Consider the following 20,061-nt stretch of genomic DNA (forward strand, 5'->3'; position numbering starts at 1 on the left):
TTTTATCTTAAAGCTATCTAAGATTCAATTTCCTGATTAACCAACTCATAGGTTATAGAAGTTACAGGTATTTTAATTTCATTGTAGATTTGGACAGCCATTTTTTTTAATCGATCGTTATGGTCAGTAAGTCTATCATTAATATCCATGTACCTAATTAAATCTCCGGTTCTGATATCAATGAAACGGTACTTTACAAAATTTTGCTTTTCCATTTTGTAAAAATACTATTAAAAATGCGTAAACTACGCATTTGCAAGTAATTTGATTTTCACTATACATATAAGCATTAAAAAGAAATGAAAGATCAGCTTATGTACGGTGTTTTTGCATTGATGCGGGCTAACTTTATATTGTTAACGCTTTGAATAATTATTGACAGAGCGATTACTGCCATGGCAGTAATTATTGCCTGATTAATATTTTGATAAAACTCAGGTTGAGTACTTGTGTTTTTGTCCATTATTCCATATAGTGCCCACATGATAACCATTGCAAAAAACAGATTTCGTCGAACAAAAACTAAGAATAAAGTTAGCAGCACAGATAATCCGATTAATATAATAAGCCAGTAAGAATCAGAAATTCCTGCCCCATCCCAATTTACTGAAACCAGAAAGGCCGAAATATTAGCAATTGTGGCAACACAAATCCACCCAAAATAAATGCTGAATGGCATTTGAGTCACTATTTTAACAGACCAATTTGTATGAGGATTATAGATGTGAAGGCGGATATTAATTAATAAAAGCGTAATTAACTGAACAAGCATTAAAATAACAGAAAGCCCTAACTGCTCATTTATCCAGGCAAATACCCATGCCGAAGCTGCTATATTATTAATGATAAAGTAAATATCAATTGATCTAGTATATTCATTAAACTCATTTTTCTCTGAAGCTGTGAATGCTTTATTAAGATGGTAAAAATTAAATGCAAACAAGCTTAAATATATCAGGCCCCAAATTCCAAAAGTAAATCCTGCCGGAGCAAATAAGGTTTGGTATTTATCAGAAACTTCTCCAATGTTCTGAGTGCCGAAATATTTAAACTGGCTTAGATTAGAAATCAGGAAAGCAATTATAAAAACAATACTGTTAAGTATACTCAGGATCTTCACTTTTTTCATTATCAAAATATAAATGTCTCCTAAATTACAAATTAATATTGTTTGGAACTGCTTTCAACTCCTTCCATAGCCGATTAAAACAATATAGAAATTAAAATATTTAAATAATCGAATTCTCCAGAACGCTGCCGAACTTGTAGACGTCTTCAAAAGTGTTATAAAAGGGAACCGGACTAATACGAATTACGTTGGGCTCACGCCAGTCGCCAATTATATTCTGATTAACTAATTTGTCAAAAATCTGCTTTCCGTTTTTAGCTGCTATGATAGATAGTTGTGCGCCTCTTTCCTTATAATTGGAGGGTGTTATAATTTTAAATAGCTCAGATCCCGCTTTTTTATTGACTTCGTGAAGAATAAATTCCAAATAAGCTGTAAGATTTATACTTTTTTGACGAAGGTTTTCAATGCCTCCGGCTTCTTCAAACAATACCAATGAAGCTTTATGGGCCGCCATCATCAACACAGGACTACAGCTTAGTTGCCAACCCTCGGCACCTGCCTGAGGAATAAATCCTTTGGCCATTTTAAACCTTGTTTTTTCATCATAGCCCCACCAGCCGGCAAATCTGTTAAGCTCATTATTTTCAAAATGCTTTTCATGAATAAAGACGCCGCTAATACCACCGGGACTGCTATTCATATATTTATAGGTACACCAGCAGGCAAAATCAACATTCCAGTCATGTAAACTCATAGGAACATTTCCGGCTGCGTGGGCCAGATCAAAGCCTACATACGCACCGGCTTTGTGTCCGGCTTCAGTGATTGACTTCATATCAAAAAACTGCCCCGTGTAATAATTAATTCCCGCGAACATAATCAATGCAAGTTCATTGGAATGCTCCTCTATTGATGCTAAAATATCTTCAGTTCTCAAGGTCTCCTCGCCCATTCGAGGATTTATTTCTATAATAACTTTGTCGGGATTTAAACCATGAAAACGCACCTGGCTTTCAACAATGTATTGATCAGAAGGGAAAGCTCCGCCTTCCATGATGATTTTAAATTTTTTCTGATCAGGGCGATAGAAACTCACCATCATCAGATGCAGATTTACAGAAAGATTATTCATTGGAACAACTTCAGATGGCAAAGCACCCACTAATGGCGCCATCAATTTTTGCATTTCCTTATGATAAAACATCCATGGACTATCGCCTTCAAACCAGCCTTCTACTGCCAGATTCTCCCAATTGTCTAATTGTTCATTTATAAAAAGCCTGGTATTTTTTGGCTGAAGCCCAAGAGAATTTCCACATAAATAAATTATTTCCTTCCCATCTATCTTTGGAATTAAAAAATCATTTCGGAATTTGTTTAATGGATCTGCCTGGTCTAAAGCATGTGCAAAGGCTAAGTTATTTTCAAAATGCATATTCAATGATACAAAAATGATTGAGTAATATTATGTGAGAGATTGTCAGTCGAGACTAGAAATTGCTTATTTCTGAACTTCAGATTTTATATTTCCATAATTAGGTCGGCTTACAAACTTGTTGTTTTTAACAAGAAAGCGCCAGGGAACAGTTTTAAACTCGCCTTCAAAATTCATCCCTACACGGGGAGCAGCAATAATATCGTCGTCTTTAAAAGAAATTCCATGATCTTCTATCCAAATTGTATTCCCTTTCAGATCAATCCCATTATGTAGTTTTGTTAAACCTAAAGCTTTAGCTAAAGAGCCAGGGCCCTGGCATAGTTTAAAACTCTGCTTACAGTTTTCTCTGCGCATTTTAATAATTTCTAAACCTACCGTAGGTTCTATGGCTCTTATTAAAATTGCATGAGGGATATCCTTTTTGCCTGTTACAATATTTAGCATGTCATGAATGCCATAACATATATACATATAAACAAATCCTCCCGAATGGAACATCATTTCGTTTCGTCCGGTACGTTTGTTATTAAAAGCATGCGACCCGCGATCTTCGGGTCCAAGATAGGCCTCTGTTTCTACTATTATCCCGCCTGTTAATTCATTTTCTACATTAGTTAACAACACTTTACCAATCAAATCCTTGGCTATAGCAAGAGCATCTTCCCGCTCGTAAAAACTAAGTGGAAGTTTCATAAAATGTGATTTTCATTTAAAATTTAATAAGTTTTACAATTTGCCCCAGAAAGATCGAGTCAGTTTCATCAAAATCATTGAGTTCTGAACTGTCAACATCCAAAATGGCAACTACCTCATTATTATTGAAAATGGGAAGAACAATTTCTGATTTAGAGAGTGAACTGCATGCAATATGACCCGGGAATGCGTCAACATCTGCAACAATTAATGTTTTACCCTGCTCCCATGCAGATCCGCAAACACCTTTGCCTTTAGAAATTCGGGTACATGCCACCGGTCCCTGGAAGGGACCTAAAACCAATACATCCTCTTTTATTATATAAAATCCCACCCAAAAGAAATTAAACTGTTCTTTTAGCGCCGCTGCTACATTAGCCATGTTTGCCGTGATATCCGTTTCGCCTTCTAATAAAGCCTTTATCTGCGGTATTAATGAATTGTATTGCTCCGTTTTTCCGGCCGCAATTATTTTAAGATCTTCTGCCATACGCTGCAAAAATAGTATTGCTAATAGAATTATACAGTAATATTAGTGTACGTTTTTAAATGGTACGAATACTTAAATGCCATATTTTATATTAAATATGTACTGTTTTGTATGGATAAAAATACAAAATGGTGGCTTAATCCAAATTAATAACATGTTTTCATTCGTGGCACAGAATTTTCATATAGATTATAAATACAAAGAAAATGAGGAAGATTATATTTATGGTAGCCCTCTTTGTAGCATTGGGAGCAACCACAGTTAGTGCACAAATTTCCAGCAGGAATCAAACAGATAGAAGAGTAACTGAACCAGGAGTTTATCAGGATGAACGTGGTGAATACCAATGGCAAACTGTAGAACGCAGAGTTTGGATACCTGAAAGAAAAACCGGTGGTATTTTTGGAATTGGTTCCCGGACAATTCCCGGACATTATGAAATGCGTACTGACCGCGTAAAGGTATATCGTGGTCAAAACAACAATTATTCTAATAAAAGAAAAGGCTGGGAAGGAAAGCATCCGCATGGAATGCCTCCGGGACAGCGTAAAAAATTAGAGAATCGTAAAAATGACAGATATGATGATCGCCGGTATGAAGAGAGAAGAGATGACAGAAATGATGACCGCAGATACGAAGATCGTAATGATGACCGTCATAAATCCAATAAGAAAAATAAGAATCGAGGTAATCGTGACAATGATTAATTGTTAGGTTAATTTCCTATATATTAAGTCCCCTGGTTTTGCTGGGGGACTTTTTTTATTTATGTACTTTTGCACAAATAACTTCCATTTTAATTTTAATGATCCTCTCTCTCACGATTGTACGCTACCGTCCCTTATTTGTTCCTTTAGCCCTGTTGGCAATGGCTTTACACCGAATACCCCTTACGTTTACCAAGAATTGCAGCTTCTGGAAGTTGGTGGGATGTGGTAAAAATGGGTCCTTTGATCTGAATCCCGATTGGCAGCAGTGGGGATTATTGGCTGTATGGAATTCTATGGATGATTATGAAAAATTTAATAAATTATCTTTCATTTCTGGCTGGTGGAAAATCTTCTGCAAAGAACAATGGACTATATTAGGAGAACCTTTACATAGCCATGGAAAATGGTCTGGTAAAGAACCTTTTAAGTCATTTAAAAATGATGTGACTGCAAAACGGAAAACAGATTATCAAGGGCCTGTAGCTATACTAACAAGAGCAACCATTCGGATAAATAAGTTAAGAAATTTTTGGAATAATGTAGATTCCGTTGCTTCCATTATGGCAAAAGCCCCCGGCTATATTCATTCATTTGGTATTGGCGAAGCCCCGGTTTTTATGCAGGCGACCTTTTCTATCTGGAACAGCGTGGAAGACGTAAAAAACTTTGCATATAAATCTAAAGAACATGCAGAAGTAATAGCGAAGACCAGAAAAGAAAATTGGTACAGTGAAGAGCTGTTTGCACGATTTATACCCTTATCCATCTCAGGAACGCTAAACGGTGTCGATCCATTGGAGGGTTTACTTTCAAAGGGATAAAGCGTTACTTAAAAATCTGAAAACATCGATAAACTAAATACTACAAAGAATGAGAATAATTGCAGAATTGCCACATCCGGAATGTAAGATTACTATTTTTTCAATGAACCAGAAATACCTTATCAAGCTTGAAAAAGGTGCTTATGAGCAAACTTATAAATTATCGGAAATAGATATAACTGATGGAGTAAATGGTGTCTTTAAAATTCTGGATGATGAATTTATGAAAACAGCAGGCGAGCGTTTTGCGCAAATGCGTTCTGATTTTAATAATGCATTTAATCGCTATGAGAATCAATAGTATCCCACTTTGTTTTGGCTAAACATTTGATATAGTGTTACTTAAGTAATGATTCCAAATTTAATTTGGCAATTTAAGCATTTTTTGGACATAAAAAATATGATTATATAAATTAATAAGCGAAAGTGAGTTAGTTAAAATGCTGATTATCAAATAATTAAATTATTTTAAAATATATAATTTGGTTGCTTTTAATACCAAATTAATGCAAATTATCAAAGAATCATCATGTGAATTTTACTTTTTACAGGAAGCAAAATTTTTTCTACTTTTGACATATGACACAATATATAAGATCACCACGCTTTATAGCTTTAACCCTCTTAATTATTTTAGCGGCATTTAGCAGAGCTCTTCCCTTGCTCATTCCTCACATTTGGAATTTCACAGCAGTTGGAGCTTTAGCAATATTTTCGGGTGCGCAATTCCGTAACAAAAGTTTAGCTTTTATAATGCCCTTAGCTACTATGGCTTTATCTGATCTTTTTATCGGAAACGGATTTAGTCTGATTGTTTATACAGCTTTTATTGCGATGGTTATTTGTGGTTTTTTAATCCGGAATCGAATTAATGTATCCAATATTGTGCTTTCATCTGTTGCCGGTGCACTGGTATTTTTTCTGATTACAAATTTTGCCTTTTTATATTCTCCTTCACTTTATCCGCATAATTTATCAGGCATTATCGCATCATATGTTGCAGCCTTACCATTCCTTAATAATATGGTTTTAGGAAACCTGGCATATGGGTCAGTATTATTTGGATCTTTCTACTTTATTTCTAAACGCTTTCCTGCTTTATCAGTTAGATAAGCAAGTATTTTATAGTAAAAGCCCGATTGGTTATCCTATCGGGCTTTTTTGTTGAAAGAATATTTACTTAATCAGTAAATATCTATATACCAGAATCCGGCTTCAAATTGCTCATTTGCTGATTTAACATTTAAAGGGGCATAATCCCTTTCTCCGGTTTCAAAACTAATCTCCTGACTGAAGACCGGACCTGCATAACAAAAAGTATGGAATTCTCCATTTTCTCCGCAGGGATCTACTATTACAGGTAAGTCATTTAAGAATTGCTGATCTAATTGTGCACCTATGGTGCTTTCATCTAAAAAACCAGTGTGTATACAGCATAAGATAGCTTTAAACTCCAATTTTATAAATTCTTCCATTAGTTCGGCAGTATTTCTCTCCCATAATGGAAAATATCCCTTTAATCCATTTTTGTTTAAAAGATGATTCCGGTACCAGCGAATATCCTCCAAAAAAATGTCTCCATAAATTATAATCTCAATGCCTTCTTCTTTAAGATTTTGATAGGTTGACGTTAAAACTTTCTCATACGATAAGTTATCGGGTTGATTGGGTACCCACATTTTAATTAAAGGTAATCCGGTTTGAGCTACCTGCCTTTCTATAACGCTTTCGCGAATTCCATGCATAGAAACTCTTTTAAATTCCTCGTTAATGGTACATATTAAGGCCACCACTTCAATATCCTTATTTTGCCTGGCGTAATATAATGCCATTGCAGAATCTTTACCTCCGCTCCAAAATAAAACAGCCTTTTTCATACAACCGGTGATTTAAGCATTTTGAATTAATTTTGGAAATCTCACAATAAAAAATTGCTGCATTTAAGTCCGTGATGATAATATAAAATAATGAATGGTTGTTTTTAAAAGTCAAGCTTCAAGCCAGTCTGATAGTTTAAGCCAGCGGTTGTATAACCGGCAAACTCTGTATAGTCTTCATTTAAAATATTTTTTACATCTGTAAAAAAAGTAAGTTTCTTAGAGGGCTTGTACTGAAGATAAGCATTTACCATATTGTAAGATTTCAGAGGAATTTCAACAACTTCAAATGTTGTTCCATCAAAATATCGGTCTGCCCGGTCTCCAGTATATTTGTAAGATATATTAAAATCAAAAGATCTATTGAAGATAATATATACATTCGCACCAAAAGAATTTGTTGGTCTTCTCAATAAATTAAAAGATGTTCCCGCTGGGCTTATTTGTTTTCCATTAACATAAGCGAAAAAAGCATTTACATTTATAAAATTGGACGGTTTAAAGAATATCTCTGCCTCATAGCCATTGTCTTGCTGCAAATTTTGGTTTGTAAACACGTATTTGCCGGATGATGATTGGCCAAAATCTATAACATCATTTATATTCCTTTTAAAATAGTTGAAGTTTAGATTTACTTTTCCGGGCAATAAATCCAAATCGAATCCGGCCTCATAACTTTTTGAAGTTTCGGCTTTCAAATCCAGGTTTCCGTATTCAGAAAAAAGCTGATATAAAGATGGAACCTTATATGCCGATGAAACATTAACATATATTTTATATTGTTTATCTATAACAAATGATGGATTAAGGGTGTAGGTAAAATTGCTTCCATACTGGCTATGCTTATTTATCCGCCCTCCAATTTCAAAATTAAAGCCTGATTTTAAGGTTAATAATGCAGAAGTATACAAACTGGAGATATGATTATCGGCTATAAGTGTTGCACTATACGAACTAATCTGTTTAGTATCCGAATATTTATAGCTCGCTCCGCTGTTTATATTTAAGAAGTTCGTTAACGAATAATTAATTGAACCTTCTGCATTCGTAATATTTCCCTGATTATTGGTAATGGAGGCTTGATTATCAAATAAATTTTTAACCTGATTTCTGCTCAAATTAAAATCTAATCGGCTTTTGCCGATTTCATAAATCCCTGTAAAACCTGCCAGCAAGAATGATTTTTTATAATCGTAATCTAATCCATCCGTAAAAGCCCCATTATCCAAATCCGCTTCATTAACGCCTGCCTGCAGAAGAGATCTTAATAAAAGACGGTCAGTTATTTGCTGTCCGATATTTAAACTTATGGATTTTTGATGTGAAGCATCTTTTTCAAACTCAACATCCTGTAAAGCAGATTTTGCAGTAGAGAAATTTCTGGAATCAGCATTTGAAATATTAATAGCAACGGAGGTTTTATCTATTTGACCATTTAAACCCAAAACCTGCTTGTATGAATCGTAACTTCCTGCGGAAGCCAGTAAATTCGTACTCAGCTTACCCCTTCCTTTCTTGGTGATTATATTTATAACTCCAGCAACAGCATCTGAACCGTACAAAGTACTATTCCCTCCTTTTAAAATTTCAACCCGTTCCACCTGGTCAATAGGGACTGAAGAAATATTAATTTCGCCGCTTATACCGGAAGCATCATTGACAGGAATCCCATCGATTAAAATAAGCGTATACCCGGGTGATGAACCTCTAAGATAAACTGCATTAATTTCCCCCGGATTCCCTCCGCTTCCGCCAATAGTTATCCCGGCAATCTCATTCAGGACTTGCGAGAGAGTTCTACCCTGACTGCGGTTTAGCGTTTCGGATGTGATGACACGAACCACTTTTCCGGTTTCTGATTGTTTTTTGGGAGTTCGTGAAGCAGTAACAACCACATCGTCGAGTTTGCGCACAGGATTTTCCTGAGCCTTACTACTGTTTGGAAACAGCAATGTAGATGCAAGTCCAAAACTTGCGTAAGCAATTAAATTTTTTCTTTTCATTTTGTTGTGAGATATAAATTCCCCACAGCAAACAGTAATAAAGGATTCCAGAAATGCCCCCGATTTAAAATCGGATTCATTCAAGCCTCAGTCCCCGAAAGCTATGAATTATAATGGCCTGGGCAGGTATTCTGACTTACTCCCTTAGCTCCTGCCTTCCCATCTCTGTTAAGAAAAAGTGGCTTAAAACGGAATTCAGTATCTGGAGCTTACAGCTGCGGGACAGTTACGGATTTGCACCGTATTCCCTTTTAATCCTGATTATTAAATCAGGAACCTAAAGCGAAGCAAATGTACTATAAGATCAAAGATTTACAAACGATTGCTCATTCATAATTCCATTCAATTTTTATCTTTAGCTCATGAAATTTAGTATCACTCTTATCCTGATTCTTATGTCTTTGCCCGGATTTACTCAAAAAACCGATCAGAAATTTCTTAAAGATCTATTAAGTTCTCATCCTGAACTATTTAAAAATATACTCAATCATCCGAATCAAAACGAAATACAAATTTTATATACGAGAATCGATCGTGACAAAAACAACATTCCCCGCTTTAAACAATACAGCTATCGCCTTAATCCGGAATGGTATTTTTATCCGGCCAGTACTGTAAAATTACCGGCAGCCATCTTTGCCCTTGAAAAAATAAATGAGCTAAATATTAAAGGGCTCACAAAAGAGTCTTCGATGTTTACTGATAGTTCGTTCGCTGGTCAAACACAGGTTTTGTCAGATTCAAGTTCTAAAAGCAAATTCCCTTCAGTTTCTCATTATATTAAAAAGATTTTGCTGGTAAGTGATAATGATGCTTTTAACCGACTATATGAATTTATTGGCAGGAATGAATTTAACAGAAAGCTAAAAGAATATGGTTTAAATCACAGCCGGATTATTAACAGACTTGCTATTGGAGATTCCGGCGAAGCAGCAAAAAATACCAATCCGGTTTATTTTAAAAATGCCGAAGGCAAAATAATTTATTCTCAGGGTGCTCAATATGATGTTGAAAACTATCCTTTAAAACTCAGTAACCTGGTAAGAGGTAAAGGTTATTTAAATGCAAAAGATGAACTTGTAAATAAGCCTTTTGATTTTTCTGGCAAAAATGTGTTAACAATCTCCGATCAACAGAAAATCTTAAAAAAACTCATGTTTCCGGAAATTTATCCAATTAATGAGCGGTTTAATTTGCTGTCAGAAGATTATAAATTTTTATATCAATACATGTCAATGTATCCAACGGAAAGTGATTATCCGGCTTATGATTCAAAAGAATATTGGGCAACTTATTGCAAGTTTTTATTTTATGGTTCAGAGAAACAGGCTAAGCCTGCTCCCAATATTCGTATTTTTAATAAAGTGGGAGATTCTTACGGCTACTTAATCGATAACTCCTATTTTGTAGATTTCGATAATAAAGTAGAGTTTATGCTGTCTGCGGTTGTGCAGTCAAATAAGAATGAAATTTACAACGATAATAAATATGAATACGAAACGATTTGTCTTCCATTTATGAAAAATCTGGGCAGGTTGATTTATGAACATGAATTAAAGAGGGAAAAGAAAAATTTACCTGACTTATCTAAATTCAATGTTTTACAATGATATAAATCTCCTTTTAACAGTCGGTTTAAGACTTTCTACTTCTTTGCTAAAAATCTGCTCAAACACTCAAGCGTTATCGCTGTTGTGTATTTTAGACTAAAGAAACACACCGTATGTTAGAAACAATAAAACACAAGTTTTCGGATACTTTAAAAGGTCCAATACTTCAAGACAATCCAAATGCTAATGTGAATATGCCTGAAAGAGTTTTATCGATTCTGGCAGGAACAGTAATGACTTACAAAGGAATTAAGCAAATTCTTACACATCCGATTATTGGTATCCAGGAAGCAATGGTTGGTGGAGTTTTGCTCTACCGTGGTGCAACCGGCATTTGCCCTATTTATTCCCGTTTAGGAAAAGATAGTACAGATACTCTCGCCATAAGTATTACCGAAAGATTTATCGTAAACAAGCCACGCAAGGAAGTGTATGCATTTTGGAGAAATCTAGAAAATTTACCCCGCTTTATGAAACATCTTGCTTCTGTGGAGGAAACTGACCAAACCCGGTCTAAGTGGAAAGCCAACCTTCCGGGAGAAATTGCAAAATTAAGCTGGAATGCGGAAATTACCCGTGAGGAACAGGATTATTATATCGGTTGGAACTCTGTAGAAGGATCAATGGTTGATAATGCCGGTAAAGTAGAATTTACAGATGCCTTAAATGGATCTGGAACAGAATTAAATGTAGAGATCAGTTATTTCCCGCCTGCCGGAAGTTTGGGACAAGGAGTTGCTAAATTACTTAATGGTGTTTTTGAGAAAATGATTCGCGAAGATATTACCAATTTTAAACATTACGTAGAAGGTGAAGAATACAACACGTATCTGGAATCCAATAGTCTTGTAGAAAAAGTACAGAATACTTTTAAATAAGTTAATAGTTTTCTAATAAGAGCCATTCATTACGATATTTATATCAGGATGAATGGCTTTTTCTATTTAATACAATTCAGTTTTCTTAGGCATTCCTACAACCTTTCGTTCTATTGAACCAATTGTAATCAGGTATTGTGCTATCATGTACGTTCCCATAATAATTACGCCTGCAAATGGATAAGGAGAAACGAATTTGTTGTAAGCCAGGGCGGAATCAGAAATAATAAAAAATACGGCTCCAGTGATTATCAGTCTGAAACTTAAAAGATTCACCCGTTTATATCTGTAGGCTGCAAGAATAGCCATCATAGAGATGATGAATATATATACCATTACAGGAAGTTTCAGATCACCAAGATATGGTCGGATGTAAGTGTAATAACTGAGTGAAAATATTCCTAAAACAAACAACATCACATGGCCAAATTTTTTGGAAGCCATAGGATCATTTTTAAAATCGCGATAGAAAGCTACAGAATAAAATATGTGAGCTATTAGAAATGAAACCAATCCTGCTAAGAAAAAGATGGCTGCCCTATTAGCAAATAGCAATGCACAGTCTCCCAGAAATGAAAAAATCAAACCTGCAAAAATCAGCTTCCTGAATCCTCCGGTTAATTTAGTAGTGGTTATTAAATACGTAAATAAAAAAATGCAGATAAGCGGCTTAACCACCAACCTAAGTTCAGGACTTTGGATGGATTCTGAAAGTATGTTCAGAAAGGCAATAATTCCAAAACTTATACTAAAGGCCAGATGTCGTTTCCACATATATTGTTTTGCTCTTAAGTGTATAAAACCAAATTACTGAAAAAATAATCATGATGGCATTTATGATTATTATGGAAAGAAAGTATGGATTATTCCAATAAAAAATCAAGCTAACCAGCCAGAAAATCAGCCTGAAATACTCGAACTTTATTAACCACACCTTTTGTTCTAATAAAGCACCACAAGTAACTAATGTTAAGATAACTAAAGTTGTTGAGGTAATCAGTTGAATAAGCAACATTTTGCTGTTAAAGAACAAAAGTATAGTGGCTAAAACCAAAGCAAAAATAAACTGAACCAACACATATTTATTAAACTTAATATTATAATCAGGACTAAACTTGCGATATGTTTTTATATCAATTTCCTGAGGATATTGCATCCCTCCTAAACTTGCCGGAAACCATCCTGGAGATTTTATGAAAACGTTTAACTTATCTCTAAAGCCTGAAGTTTTTCTGGCAGTCTGATATAAATCAATCCAATAGTGAAAATTAGCCCACACCGGATTCCAGCTTTGCAATGGCTTGGTTATACCATACACAACTTCTTCTTCCTCTGCCTGAAAAGTGCCAAACATTCGGTCCCAGATTATTAATGAGCCTGCGTGATTTTTATCAATATATTTCGGATTGGATCCATGATGAACACGGTGATGTGATGGAGTATTCATGAACCATTCTAAAGGGCCCATTTTACCTATTGAACGTGTATGAATCCAAAATTGGTACAGCGTATTAAACGAACTTACTGTTAGAAACATAATAGGATCAAATCCTGCGAAAGCAAGAGGCAAATAAAATATCCAGGAAAATCCTCCCTGAAACCAAGATTGCCGAAGGGCAACAGTTAAGTTATATTCCTCAGACTGATGATGTACAATATGAGCAGCCCAGAGGGCATTTATCTGGTGACTCATCCGATGAAACCAGTAGTAGAAAAAGTCCACACCCAGAAATAGCAGAAGCCATGTCCAAATTGTATTAGGAAATGTATAAAACCTTAAATGGTCGAAAACAGTTAAGTAAGCCCAGAAAGTGGCCGTTTTTAAAAAGAGGCCAATAAGCTGAGATCCTATTCCCTGACTTAAATTAGCTAATGAATCATTTAAACGGTAGTAATCTAATTTTTTATAAAGCGCATACGCAAGCTCAATTCCTATAAGTATAAAAAAAACCGGAACGGATAATGCTATATAATCTACTTTCATACCTATTATAAAATAACGGTTAAATTTTTGATTGTAAAAACTTCTTAAAATAAATCAGATTAAGGGAAATATATAGCATTCAGTAAAGTTTTATATATTCAGCCATAAAATTAAAGTAAATGAAACTAATTAAATATACATTAATAAGCACTTTTCTACCTATAGCATTATTCGCTCAGAATGTAAATGCTCAGGAATCTAAAAATACAATCTTAGCTTCAGAACTTAAATCATCGGTGGATTCTGCTAGTTATGCTTTGGGAATGAGTATCGCAACAGATCTTAAAAAACGTGGCGTAACTGAATTAAACTATTCCTTATTTGCGAAAGCTTTAGCTAATGGGTTTTCCGGAGCTAACAAATTATTAAGTCAGGAAGATGGGCAACGGGCTATTTCAAATTATTTAACAGCGGCTTCAAAAAGGAGTGAAAACTTAGTTTTGGATGAAGGGAACCAATTTTTGAAAGCGAATAAAACGAAAGCCGGGGTTGTTACGCTGCCCAGTGGTTTACAATATCTTATTCTTAAGTCAGGATCAGGTCCTAAACCTAAAGCAACGGATCAAGTGACCGTTCATTATACCGGCACACTTATAAATGGGAAAAAATTTGATAGCTCGTTTGATCGGAATCAGCCTCTTTCTCTATCTCTTTCTGAGGTCATCCCCGGATGGACGGAAGGTCTGAAACAAATGCCCACGGGTTCAAAATATCGGCTTTTTATTCCCTGGGAATTAGGCTATGGTGAAAATGGTGCAGGCGAGATTCCTCCTTACAGTGTTTTAATATTTGAAATTGAATTAATCAGCATCGGAAAATAATTTCAAACTTGTCATTCCAAATCTACTTTTGGGATGACAAATCATTTGTTTGAAGATAGAGGTTTTCAACTTTCAACCGGGCCCATGGAGTCTTTCTTAAAAATTTTAAACTCGACTTCACTCCCGGATTATTATTAAAACACGCAATGTTAATCCTTTTACCAAGCTCTTCCCAACCATAATACTCAACCAGTTTCAAAACTATATTTTCCAGGGTAATTCCGTGTAATGGATTATTGGCTTGATTCATATTCAAAATTAAATAAAAAGCAGTGCCCAAATGAAATAAACATTTGGGCACGAAAAAAACCGCCGGTTTCTATTTATTAACTTTGAGCAATAATTAACTCATATTTTACCCGCTCCATATAAAGCATATCATGAAATTTAAATTAGGAGATTTTGTTCGTTTTGTAGATGAACGAAGAGAAGGTCATATTACACGTATAATTGATGATAAAACCGTAGCCGTTACGGATCAGGATGATTTTGAAATTCCTGTTTTGGCAAGTCAGGTAACCTGGGTTCACGGAAAAATGGATGATACCAGTGAATCAGGAGGTAATGATTCATTAGAACAAAAACATGAAAATTTTATCAGTAAAGGAATATTTTTGGCTGTAGCTGATGATCAGCGGGCGTCTGCTGTAGTACATTTCTGGCTTATTAATAAGACTGATTTTCAGCTTTTGGCCACTTTAAAAACAGAAAAGCTACAGCGATTTAAAGGTGAGTTTTCCGGAATACTTCAAGCCAAAGAATCTGTCAAAATTTATTCAGCTTCGTTAACAGAAATGGACAGATGGCCCGAATTTCATTTTCAATTATTGTTATACAGTAAATCTGATAATCCTCCTGAAAAGCCAATATCCCGCAAGGAGAAGTTTAAAGCAAAAGATTTTAGCGGAGTAAAAAAAAGAATCGAGGAATTGAAAACGCAAGGCTGGTTGATTCAATTGGACGAGCCAGAATTAGTGATTGACGCACAAAAGTTAAAAGAAAGCTTTCATAAACCTGTTGACGAAAACCCGATCGTTAAAAAGCCTTTGTCAGAAATAGATCTGCATATTGAAAAATTACGTGATGACCATCAGTTTTTAAATAGCAACGAGAAGCTTGATATACAACTGGAGCAATTTCAAAAAAATCTGGATGCCGCTTTGGTTCACAAACTAGGCTCCATCATATTTATTCACGGAGTTGGCAACGGAACTCTTAGAATTGAAATTCACAAAATGATCAGTAAACATCCGCAGGTAAAAACATTTATGGATGCACGTAAAGAGAAATTTGGTTACGGCGCCACCGAAATCATTTTTAAATAAGAAAAAGCACTCTTAAGAGTGCTTTTTCTTTCTGGTCATTTTGGCTTTTTCGCCCGAGCCAAAATTATAAGTCTTGGAATTACTCTCTTTTTTCTCATGAAAAGCAGCGCCTGCCAATGGGTCTGCAGAATCCTGAGATTTAATTACTTTTTTCTTTTTGGGCTCTGTTTGGATGATTAAATCTGAAGGCAGCTCTGCGGCAATCATTTGCTGACCTGTAGCAAGTTCAATCTTTTTTACAATACTTAATTCAATATCGGTTGAAAAGGTAATCGCTATTACTTCATCATTATCAATATTGGAAGGTTTAACAATCCGGCTGATTAAAATTTCCTTTTCTTCGGGTACATCAAAATGAATAATTGTTTGAATACCTTTCAGGTCGATACTTCCTAATCCTTCGGTGGCAATAATTATAATCCTTGCTGCAGATTCACCTTTAAACTCTTCTAAAGAATTAAATCCGGCATCATCAAAAAATAACGGGTTCAATACTCCAGCTTCTTTTTCAAGCGAGGGAATGAGGCTTTTATAAATTTTTTGAGCAGTTAACCTGGTATTTACAAAAACGGCTACTTTTCTAAATTCCTCAGAATCCTGCAAAATATTATTCAGCAAATTAATTTTAGTTCTAAAATTCGGAACCCTGAAAAGTAACTGCGGATAAGTCTCCATTTTGTTTTGAGCCTCTCCGCTAACTTCAATAGTTGTGGGAAAACTCATGAACGGATCAATCATCATATTCAATTTTTCATGAACTACTTCAGTAAAAACTAAATGCTGACATTTTATGATACTCCGGGCCAGTTCCACAACCGGGAGTTGCAGACCTTTTTTTATGATAGTTTCGGCATCATCAACAATAAACATGATGATCTTATTCAGGTTAAGGCCTAATTTTAAATATAAGGCACGGGCTCTGTCGGGTGTAGCAATTACAATATCGGTCCCGTCTGCAAGCGCATCCATCTGACTTTCAATACCCGGCGCAGAATATAATCCAACTGTACGAATGCTTTTATTTTTGTTCAGCAATTCGAACTTTTCCATTACAGCTAATACCCGTTCCTTATCAGGAACAAGAATAATTGCCCTGGGTGCTTCTTCAACCCCGTATTTTAATCGCATGAGAACACCCAGAACATACGAGGTAGTTTTGCCGCTTCCTTCCGGAGCTACTGCGATGATATCCTGACCGCCAATAATACGGGACATTGTTTTGGCCTGAATTTCAAGAGCTCCAAGGTAGCCGGCTTCGGTCATGGCTCTGACCAATGGTTTACTAAGCTTTAATTTTTCTAACAGCACTACTTATTTACTTAATTAATAATGTTTGCTGCAAAAGTAAAGAAAAGCAATTCAGGATTTTTTTTAAGTTTAGGAATTTAATTTTCCCTTCGGATCAATCTTCAGCTGTAGCTCAGGAGGCAGAAATAGTAAAAAGAGATTTAATCATTACATTAGCCTTAATGATTCCACTAATTTCAAAACTTCCAAATGTTGGAACAACCATTTTTTCGGTTATGTCTCAACTGGCTTCAGAATCAAACGCAATAAACTTATCTCAGGGTTTTCCTGATTTTGAATCATCGCCCCTGCTAATCAATCTGGTTAATCAGCAGATGATAGAAGGCAATAATCAATATGCGCCAATGCCGGGCTTACTTGCTCTGCGCCAATCAATCGCCGCGAAAGTAAATCAGCTTCATTTATCTGATTATAACCCCGAAACGGAAGTAACCGTAACAGCTGGTGGTACTCAGGCAATATTTACTGCACTTTCTGCAGTTATTCAGCCTAATGATGAAGTAATAATATTTGAGCCTGCTTATGATTGTTACTCTCCTACCATTAAATTACTTGGCGGAATTGTAAAAGCTTTTGAATTGTCGCCACCGGATTATAAAATAGACTGGGAAATGGTGAAAAAGCTGATTAATAACAGAACCAGAATGATTATTCTGAATTCCCCGCATAATCCAAGCGGCGTTATTCTGGATGAAGAAGATATCCGCCAGTTAATTCATATTACCGCTCATTCTGATCTTTTGATTTTAAGTGATGAGGTTTATGAACATATAATTTTTGATGGCAATAAGCATTTGAGTATTGCCCGGTATCCGGAGTTAAGAGATCGTTCTTTTATTATAGCTTCATTCGGTAAACTTTTTCATAATACGGGCTGGAAAGTTGGGTACTGTATTGCGCCTCAATGGCTAATGAATGAGTTCAGAAAAATTCATCAGTTTATTGTGTTCAGTGTTAACACACCTATGCAACATGCTTTAGCTTCATTTTTATCAGACAAAAATAATTATCAGGGATTAAGTGAATTTTATCAGCAGAAAAGGAATTTTTTTACCGGTCTCATGAAAGAAACCCGTTTTGATTTGCTTCCATGCAAAGGTTCGTACTTTCAGTCGGTTACCTATAAACAGATCACCGATGAAAAAGATATTGATTTTGCAAAACGCCTGACTACTGAATTTGGGGTGGCTTCAATTCCCGTTTCTGCATTTTACAGCAGAGCAAATGATCACCACGTTTTGCGCTTTTGTTTTGCGAAAAAACAAGAAACTTTAGAGAAAGCCGTTGAAAGATTAAGGAAAGTTTAGAAATTACACGAGATTTAAAATCCGAATAGATCAATTTAATGAATACGCTAAAAATAACCACATTTCAGGCTTACCTTTTTTGGGAAAATATTGATAAAAATTTGCAGAATTTGGGTTTGCGATTATCTTCCATTCGCGAAAAAACAGATCTGATTGTATTACCAGAAATGTTCAGTACCGGATTTTCTATGAACAGTGAAAGACTGGCCGAAAAAATGGAAGGTAAAACCATGCAGTGGATGGAAGTTCAGGCAAAAAAATTCAGTTGCGTTGTTACAGGAAGCATAATTATTACCGAAAACGAACATTATTACAACCGACTAATCTGGATGCGCCCTGACGGAACGTATGAGTATTATGATAAACGTCATTTGTTTGGCCTTGGCAATGAAGATCAGCATTATACTCCCGGTACTAAAAAGCTTTTTGTGGAACTAAACGGATGGAAAATCTGTCCGGTAATCTGCTATGATTTGCGCTTTCCGGTTTGGCTTCGCAATACGAACGAGGATTATGACATGCTTCTGGTTTTGGCTAACTGGCCCGAACGCAGATCCCTGCACTGGAGAACATTAATACCTGCGAGAGCTCTTGAAAATCAGGCTTACGTTGTAGCTGTAAATCGTGTTGGACATGATGGAAATGAGGTTTATCATTCAGGTGATTCGATGTGCATTGATCCCAATGGGAAAGTTGTTTACTACAAACCCAACGATGAAGATCTGTATACGTTTTCTATTGTTAAAGAAGAAGTTGAAAACGCCAGGCGCTTATTTCCATTTTTAAAAGATGGAGATAATTTTAAAATCCTATAAGTAAACTCAGAATTTATCCCATAAAAAAAGCCTTCTTTTTACAGAAGGCTTTTTTTTACACCATAAGGTTTTAATACAGGTAATTTAAGGCAATAACATCATTTGCATTGAACAAACGGTTTCCACCATTTGAACAAGCTAACATCCATGATTCAGCATCAGGTGTGCTCGGAGTTCCCGGAATAAGGATTGCTCCTACACCTGCAGTACCCTCATTCACTTTACGTTTTCCTCCACAGCTGTACTGGCGAGCCATATAATCTGTGTGACGGAAACCGATACAATGTCCGATTTCATGAGTTAAAACAGATGCAACATAGTTCACATCCGGGTTAGATCCATAAGCCTGAACATTTGTGTTCATTTTAATTTGGTTAAAAGGATCTCCTGATGAAGTTGGAAAACCTGCAGAACCTAAAGTAATATACCCTCCGCTTGCTGCTTCGTTAAATCCTACGATATCAATATTTCCACCGCTAGCAACACGCTGAAAAGTAATACGCAGATTTTGAGCATTATAACGTGAAATGGCCAAATCAGCTGCCTGAGAGAAAGCAGTTGTTAAGTTAGTTACAGAAACAGTTATAACTCTTGGTAAAGCATTTACCAGGTTAGTGGTTCGGTATTGCTCATCTTGTGCAATACGTAAATTAGGACTCTGACTTTGAGATGTAAAATTCTCATTAGTTAATAGAATATCCCCTTCAACCAAATAACCCCCATCTCTGGCAATTACATTTTCAGTACTGAAACCTAATTTGCTGATATTAGATAACACTTCTTTTGATACCAGATTTGATTGGTCAGAAGTTGATTCTGACTTTTTACATGATACTACTCCTACTGAAACAGCCCCGGCCAGTACGAAAATTTGCAGTTTTTTAAAGTTCATAAAATTTGTTTTAGATT

Annotated in this window: 21 protein-coding genes and 1 riboswitch; of the genes, 10 read left to right on the plus strand and 11 right to left on the minus strand. The window is 35.6% G+C overall.

The window, feature by feature from the left end; all coding sequences use genetic code 11:
• Window positions 1–307: 307 nt before the first annotated feature.
• The 4 genes from G521_RS16930 to G521_RS0109865 all read right to left on the minus strand — a co-directional run bounded on the left by G521_RS16930 (window position 308) and on the right by G521_RS0109865 (window position 3,693).
• Window positions 308–1,129: a hypothetical protein gene (locus G521_RS16930; RefSeq protein WP_051189648.1), complete on the minus strand. Its 822-nt coding sequence runs from the start codon at window positions 1,127–1,129 to the stop codon at window positions 308–310.
• Between the two features lie 100 nt (window positions 1,130–1,229).
• Window positions 1,230–2,507: a kynureninase gene (gene kynU, locus G521_RS0109855; protein ID WP_026898387.1), complete on the minus strand. Its 1,278-nt coding sequence runs from the start codon at window positions 2,505–2,507 to the stop codon at window positions 1,230–1,232.
• Between the two features lie 66 nt (window positions 2,508–2,573).
• Window positions 2,574–3,203, minus strand: a complete 630-nt coding sequence (locus G521_RS0109860) for a DNA-3-methyladenine glycosylase (RefSeq protein ID WP_026898388.1) — start codon at window positions 3,201–3,203, stop codon at window positions 2,574–2,576.
• Window positions 3,204–3,219: 16 nt separating this feature from the next.
• The gene (locus G521_RS0109865) at window positions 3,220–3,693 is read right to left on the minus strand and encodes a GAF domain-containing protein (protein WP_026898389.1); all 474 of its coding nucleotides are present in this window, start codon (window positions 3,691–3,693) and stop codon (window positions 3,220–3,222) included.
• Between the two features lie 206 nt (window positions 3,694–3,899).
• Here G521_RS0109865 and G521_RS0109870 point away from each other — a divergent pair, with 206 nt between their 5' ends.
• From G521_RS0109870 to G521_RS0109885, 4 genes are all read left to right on the plus strand, one after another.
• The gene (locus G521_RS0109870; protein WP_026898390.1) at window positions 3,900–4,400 is read left to right on the plus strand and encodes a hypothetical protein; all 501 of its coding nucleotides are present in this window, start codon (window positions 3,900–3,902) and stop codon (window positions 4,398–4,400) included.
• Between the two features lie 98 nt (window positions 4,401–4,498).
• Window positions 4,499–5,224 (plus strand): DUF3291 domain-containing protein, encoded by a 726-nt coding sequence (locus G521_RS0109875; protein WP_026898391.1) that lies wholly within the window; start codon window positions 4,499–4,501, stop codon window positions 5,222–5,224.
• Between the two features lie 49 nt (window positions 5,225–5,273).
• A complete protein-coding gene (locus G521_RS0109880) occupies window positions 5,274–5,525 on the plus strand; it encodes a hypothetical protein (RefSeq protein ID WP_026898392.1) in 252 nt (83 codons plus the stop codon).
• 278 nt (window positions 5,526–5,803) lie between these two features.
• A complete protein-coding gene (locus G521_RS0109885) occupies window positions 5,804–6,337 on the plus strand; it encodes a DUF6580 family putative transport protein (protein WP_026898393.1) in 534 nt (177 codons plus the stop codon).
• A gap of 71 nt (window positions 6,338–6,408) precedes the next feature.
• On the opposite strand, the gene G521_RS0109890 is transcribed toward G521_RS0109885, so the two are convergent.
• Together G521_RS0109890 and G521_RS0109895 are read right to left on the minus strand one after the other, a co-directional pair.
• A complete protein-coding gene (locus G521_RS0109890; RefSeq protein ID WP_026898394.1) occupies window positions 6,409–7,101 on the minus strand; it encodes a Dph6-related ATP pyrophosphatase in 693 nt (230 codons plus the stop codon).
• Between the two features lie 104 nt (window positions 7,102–7,205).
• Complete coding sequence (locus G521_RS0109895) at window positions 7,206–9,104, minus strand: TonB-dependent receptor plug domain-containing protein (RefSeq protein ID WP_026898395.1); 1,899 nt, start codon at window positions 9,102–9,104, stop codon at window positions 7,206–7,208.
• Window positions 9,105–9,208: 104 nt separating this feature from the next.
• A riboswitch (cobalamin riboswitch) is annotated at window positions 9,209–9,400 on the minus strand.
• Between the two features lie 66 nt (window positions 9,401–9,466).
• Between G521_RS0109895 and G521_RS0109905 the strand changes: the two genes are divergently transcribed.
• Window positions 9,467–10,714 carry a serine hydrolase gene (locus tag G521_RS0109905; protein WP_026898396.1) on the plus strand — a complete coding sequence of 416 codons (1,248 nt, stop codon included), beginning with the start codon at window positions 9,467–9,469 and terminating at the stop codon, window positions 10,712–10,714.
• Between the two features lie 113 nt (window positions 10,715–10,827).
• Entirely contained in the window at window positions 10,828–11,592 is a 765-nt protein-coding gene (locus tag G521_RS16935) for an SRPBCC family protein (RefSeq protein WP_051189650.1), read from the plus strand.
• Window positions 11,593–11,658: 66 nt separating this feature from the next.
• Here the strand turns inward: G521_RS16935 and G521_RS0109915 are convergent, their stop codons facing one another.
• Window positions 11,659–12,366 carry a lysoplasmalogenase gene (locus G521_RS0109915; RefSeq protein ID WP_026898397.1) on the minus strand — a complete coding sequence of 236 codons (708 nt, stop codon included), beginning with the start codon at window positions 12,364–12,366 and terminating at the stop codon, window positions 11,659–11,661.
• Entirely contained in the window at window positions 12,341–13,576 is a 1,236-nt protein-coding gene (locus tag G521_RS0109920) for a sterol desaturase family protein (RefSeq protein WP_026898398.1), read from the minus strand. Before G521_RS0109920 ends, G521_RS0109915 begins: the two co-directional genes overlap by 26 nt.
• Window positions 13,577–13,695: 119 nt before the next feature.
• Here G521_RS0109920 and G521_RS0109925 point away from each other — a divergent pair, with 119 nt between their 5' ends.
• The gene (locus tag G521_RS0109925; RefSeq protein ID WP_081675051.1) at window positions 13,696–14,397 is read left to right on the plus strand and encodes an FKBP-type peptidyl-prolyl cis-trans isomerase; all 702 of its coding nucleotides are present in this window, start codon (window positions 13,696–13,698) and stop codon (window positions 14,395–14,397) included.
• A 22-nt stretch (window positions 14,398–14,419) separates the two neighbouring features.
• Here G521_RS0109925 and G521_RS0109930 read toward each other — a convergent pair whose 3' ends face one another.
• Window positions 14,420–14,647, minus strand: a complete 228-nt coding sequence (locus G521_RS0109930; protein WP_026898400.1) for a VF530 family protein — start codon at window positions 14,645–14,647, stop codon at window positions 14,420–14,422.
• 130 nt (window positions 14,648–14,777) lie between these two features.
• Here G521_RS0109930 and G521_RS0109935 point away from each other — a divergent pair, with 130 nt between their 5' ends.
• On the plus strand, window positions 14,778–15,722 hold the full coding sequence (locus G521_RS0109935; protein WP_026898401.1) for a Smr/MutS family protein: 945 nt from the start codon (window positions 14,778–14,780) through the stop codon (window positions 15,720–15,722).
• 12 nt (window positions 15,723–15,734) lie between these two features.
• Here the strand turns inward: G521_RS0109935 and G521_RS0109940 are convergent, their stop codons facing one another.
• Window positions 15,735–17,030: a DEAD/DEAH box helicase gene (locus G521_RS0109940; RefSeq protein ID WP_026898402.1), complete on the minus strand. Its 1,296-nt coding sequence runs from the start codon at window positions 17,028–17,030 to the stop codon at window positions 15,735–15,737.
• Window positions 17,031–17,191: 161 nt separating this feature from the next.
• Between G521_RS0109940 and G521_RS0109945 the strand changes: the two genes are divergently transcribed.
• Both G521_RS0109945 and G521_RS0109950 read left to right on the plus strand, forming a co-directional pair.
• Entirely contained in the window at window positions 17,192–18,337 is a 1,146-nt protein-coding gene (locus G521_RS0109945; RefSeq protein WP_026898403.1) for a methionine aminotransferase, read from the plus strand.
• 38 nt (window positions 18,338–18,375) lie between these two features.
• On the plus strand, window positions 18,376–19,152 hold the full coding sequence (locus tag G521_RS0109950; RefSeq protein WP_026898404.1) for an amidohydrolase: 777 nt from the start codon (window positions 18,376–18,378) through the stop codon (window positions 19,150–19,152).
• 70 nt (window positions 19,153–19,222) lie between these two features.
• Here the strand turns inward: G521_RS0109950 and G521_RS0109955 are convergent, their stop codons facing one another.
• A complete protein-coding gene (locus tag G521_RS0109955; RefSeq protein WP_026898405.1) occupies window positions 19,223–20,044 on the minus strand; it encodes a M57 family metalloprotease in 822 nt (273 codons plus the stop codon).
• Window positions 20,045–20,061: the final 17 nt, after the last annotated feature.

Source organism: Daejeonella oryzae DSM 19973 (genome assembly GCF_000422945.1).
GTDB lineage: Bacteria > Bacteroidota > Bacteroidia > Sphingobacteriales > Sphingobacteriaceae > Daejeonella > Daejeonella oryzae.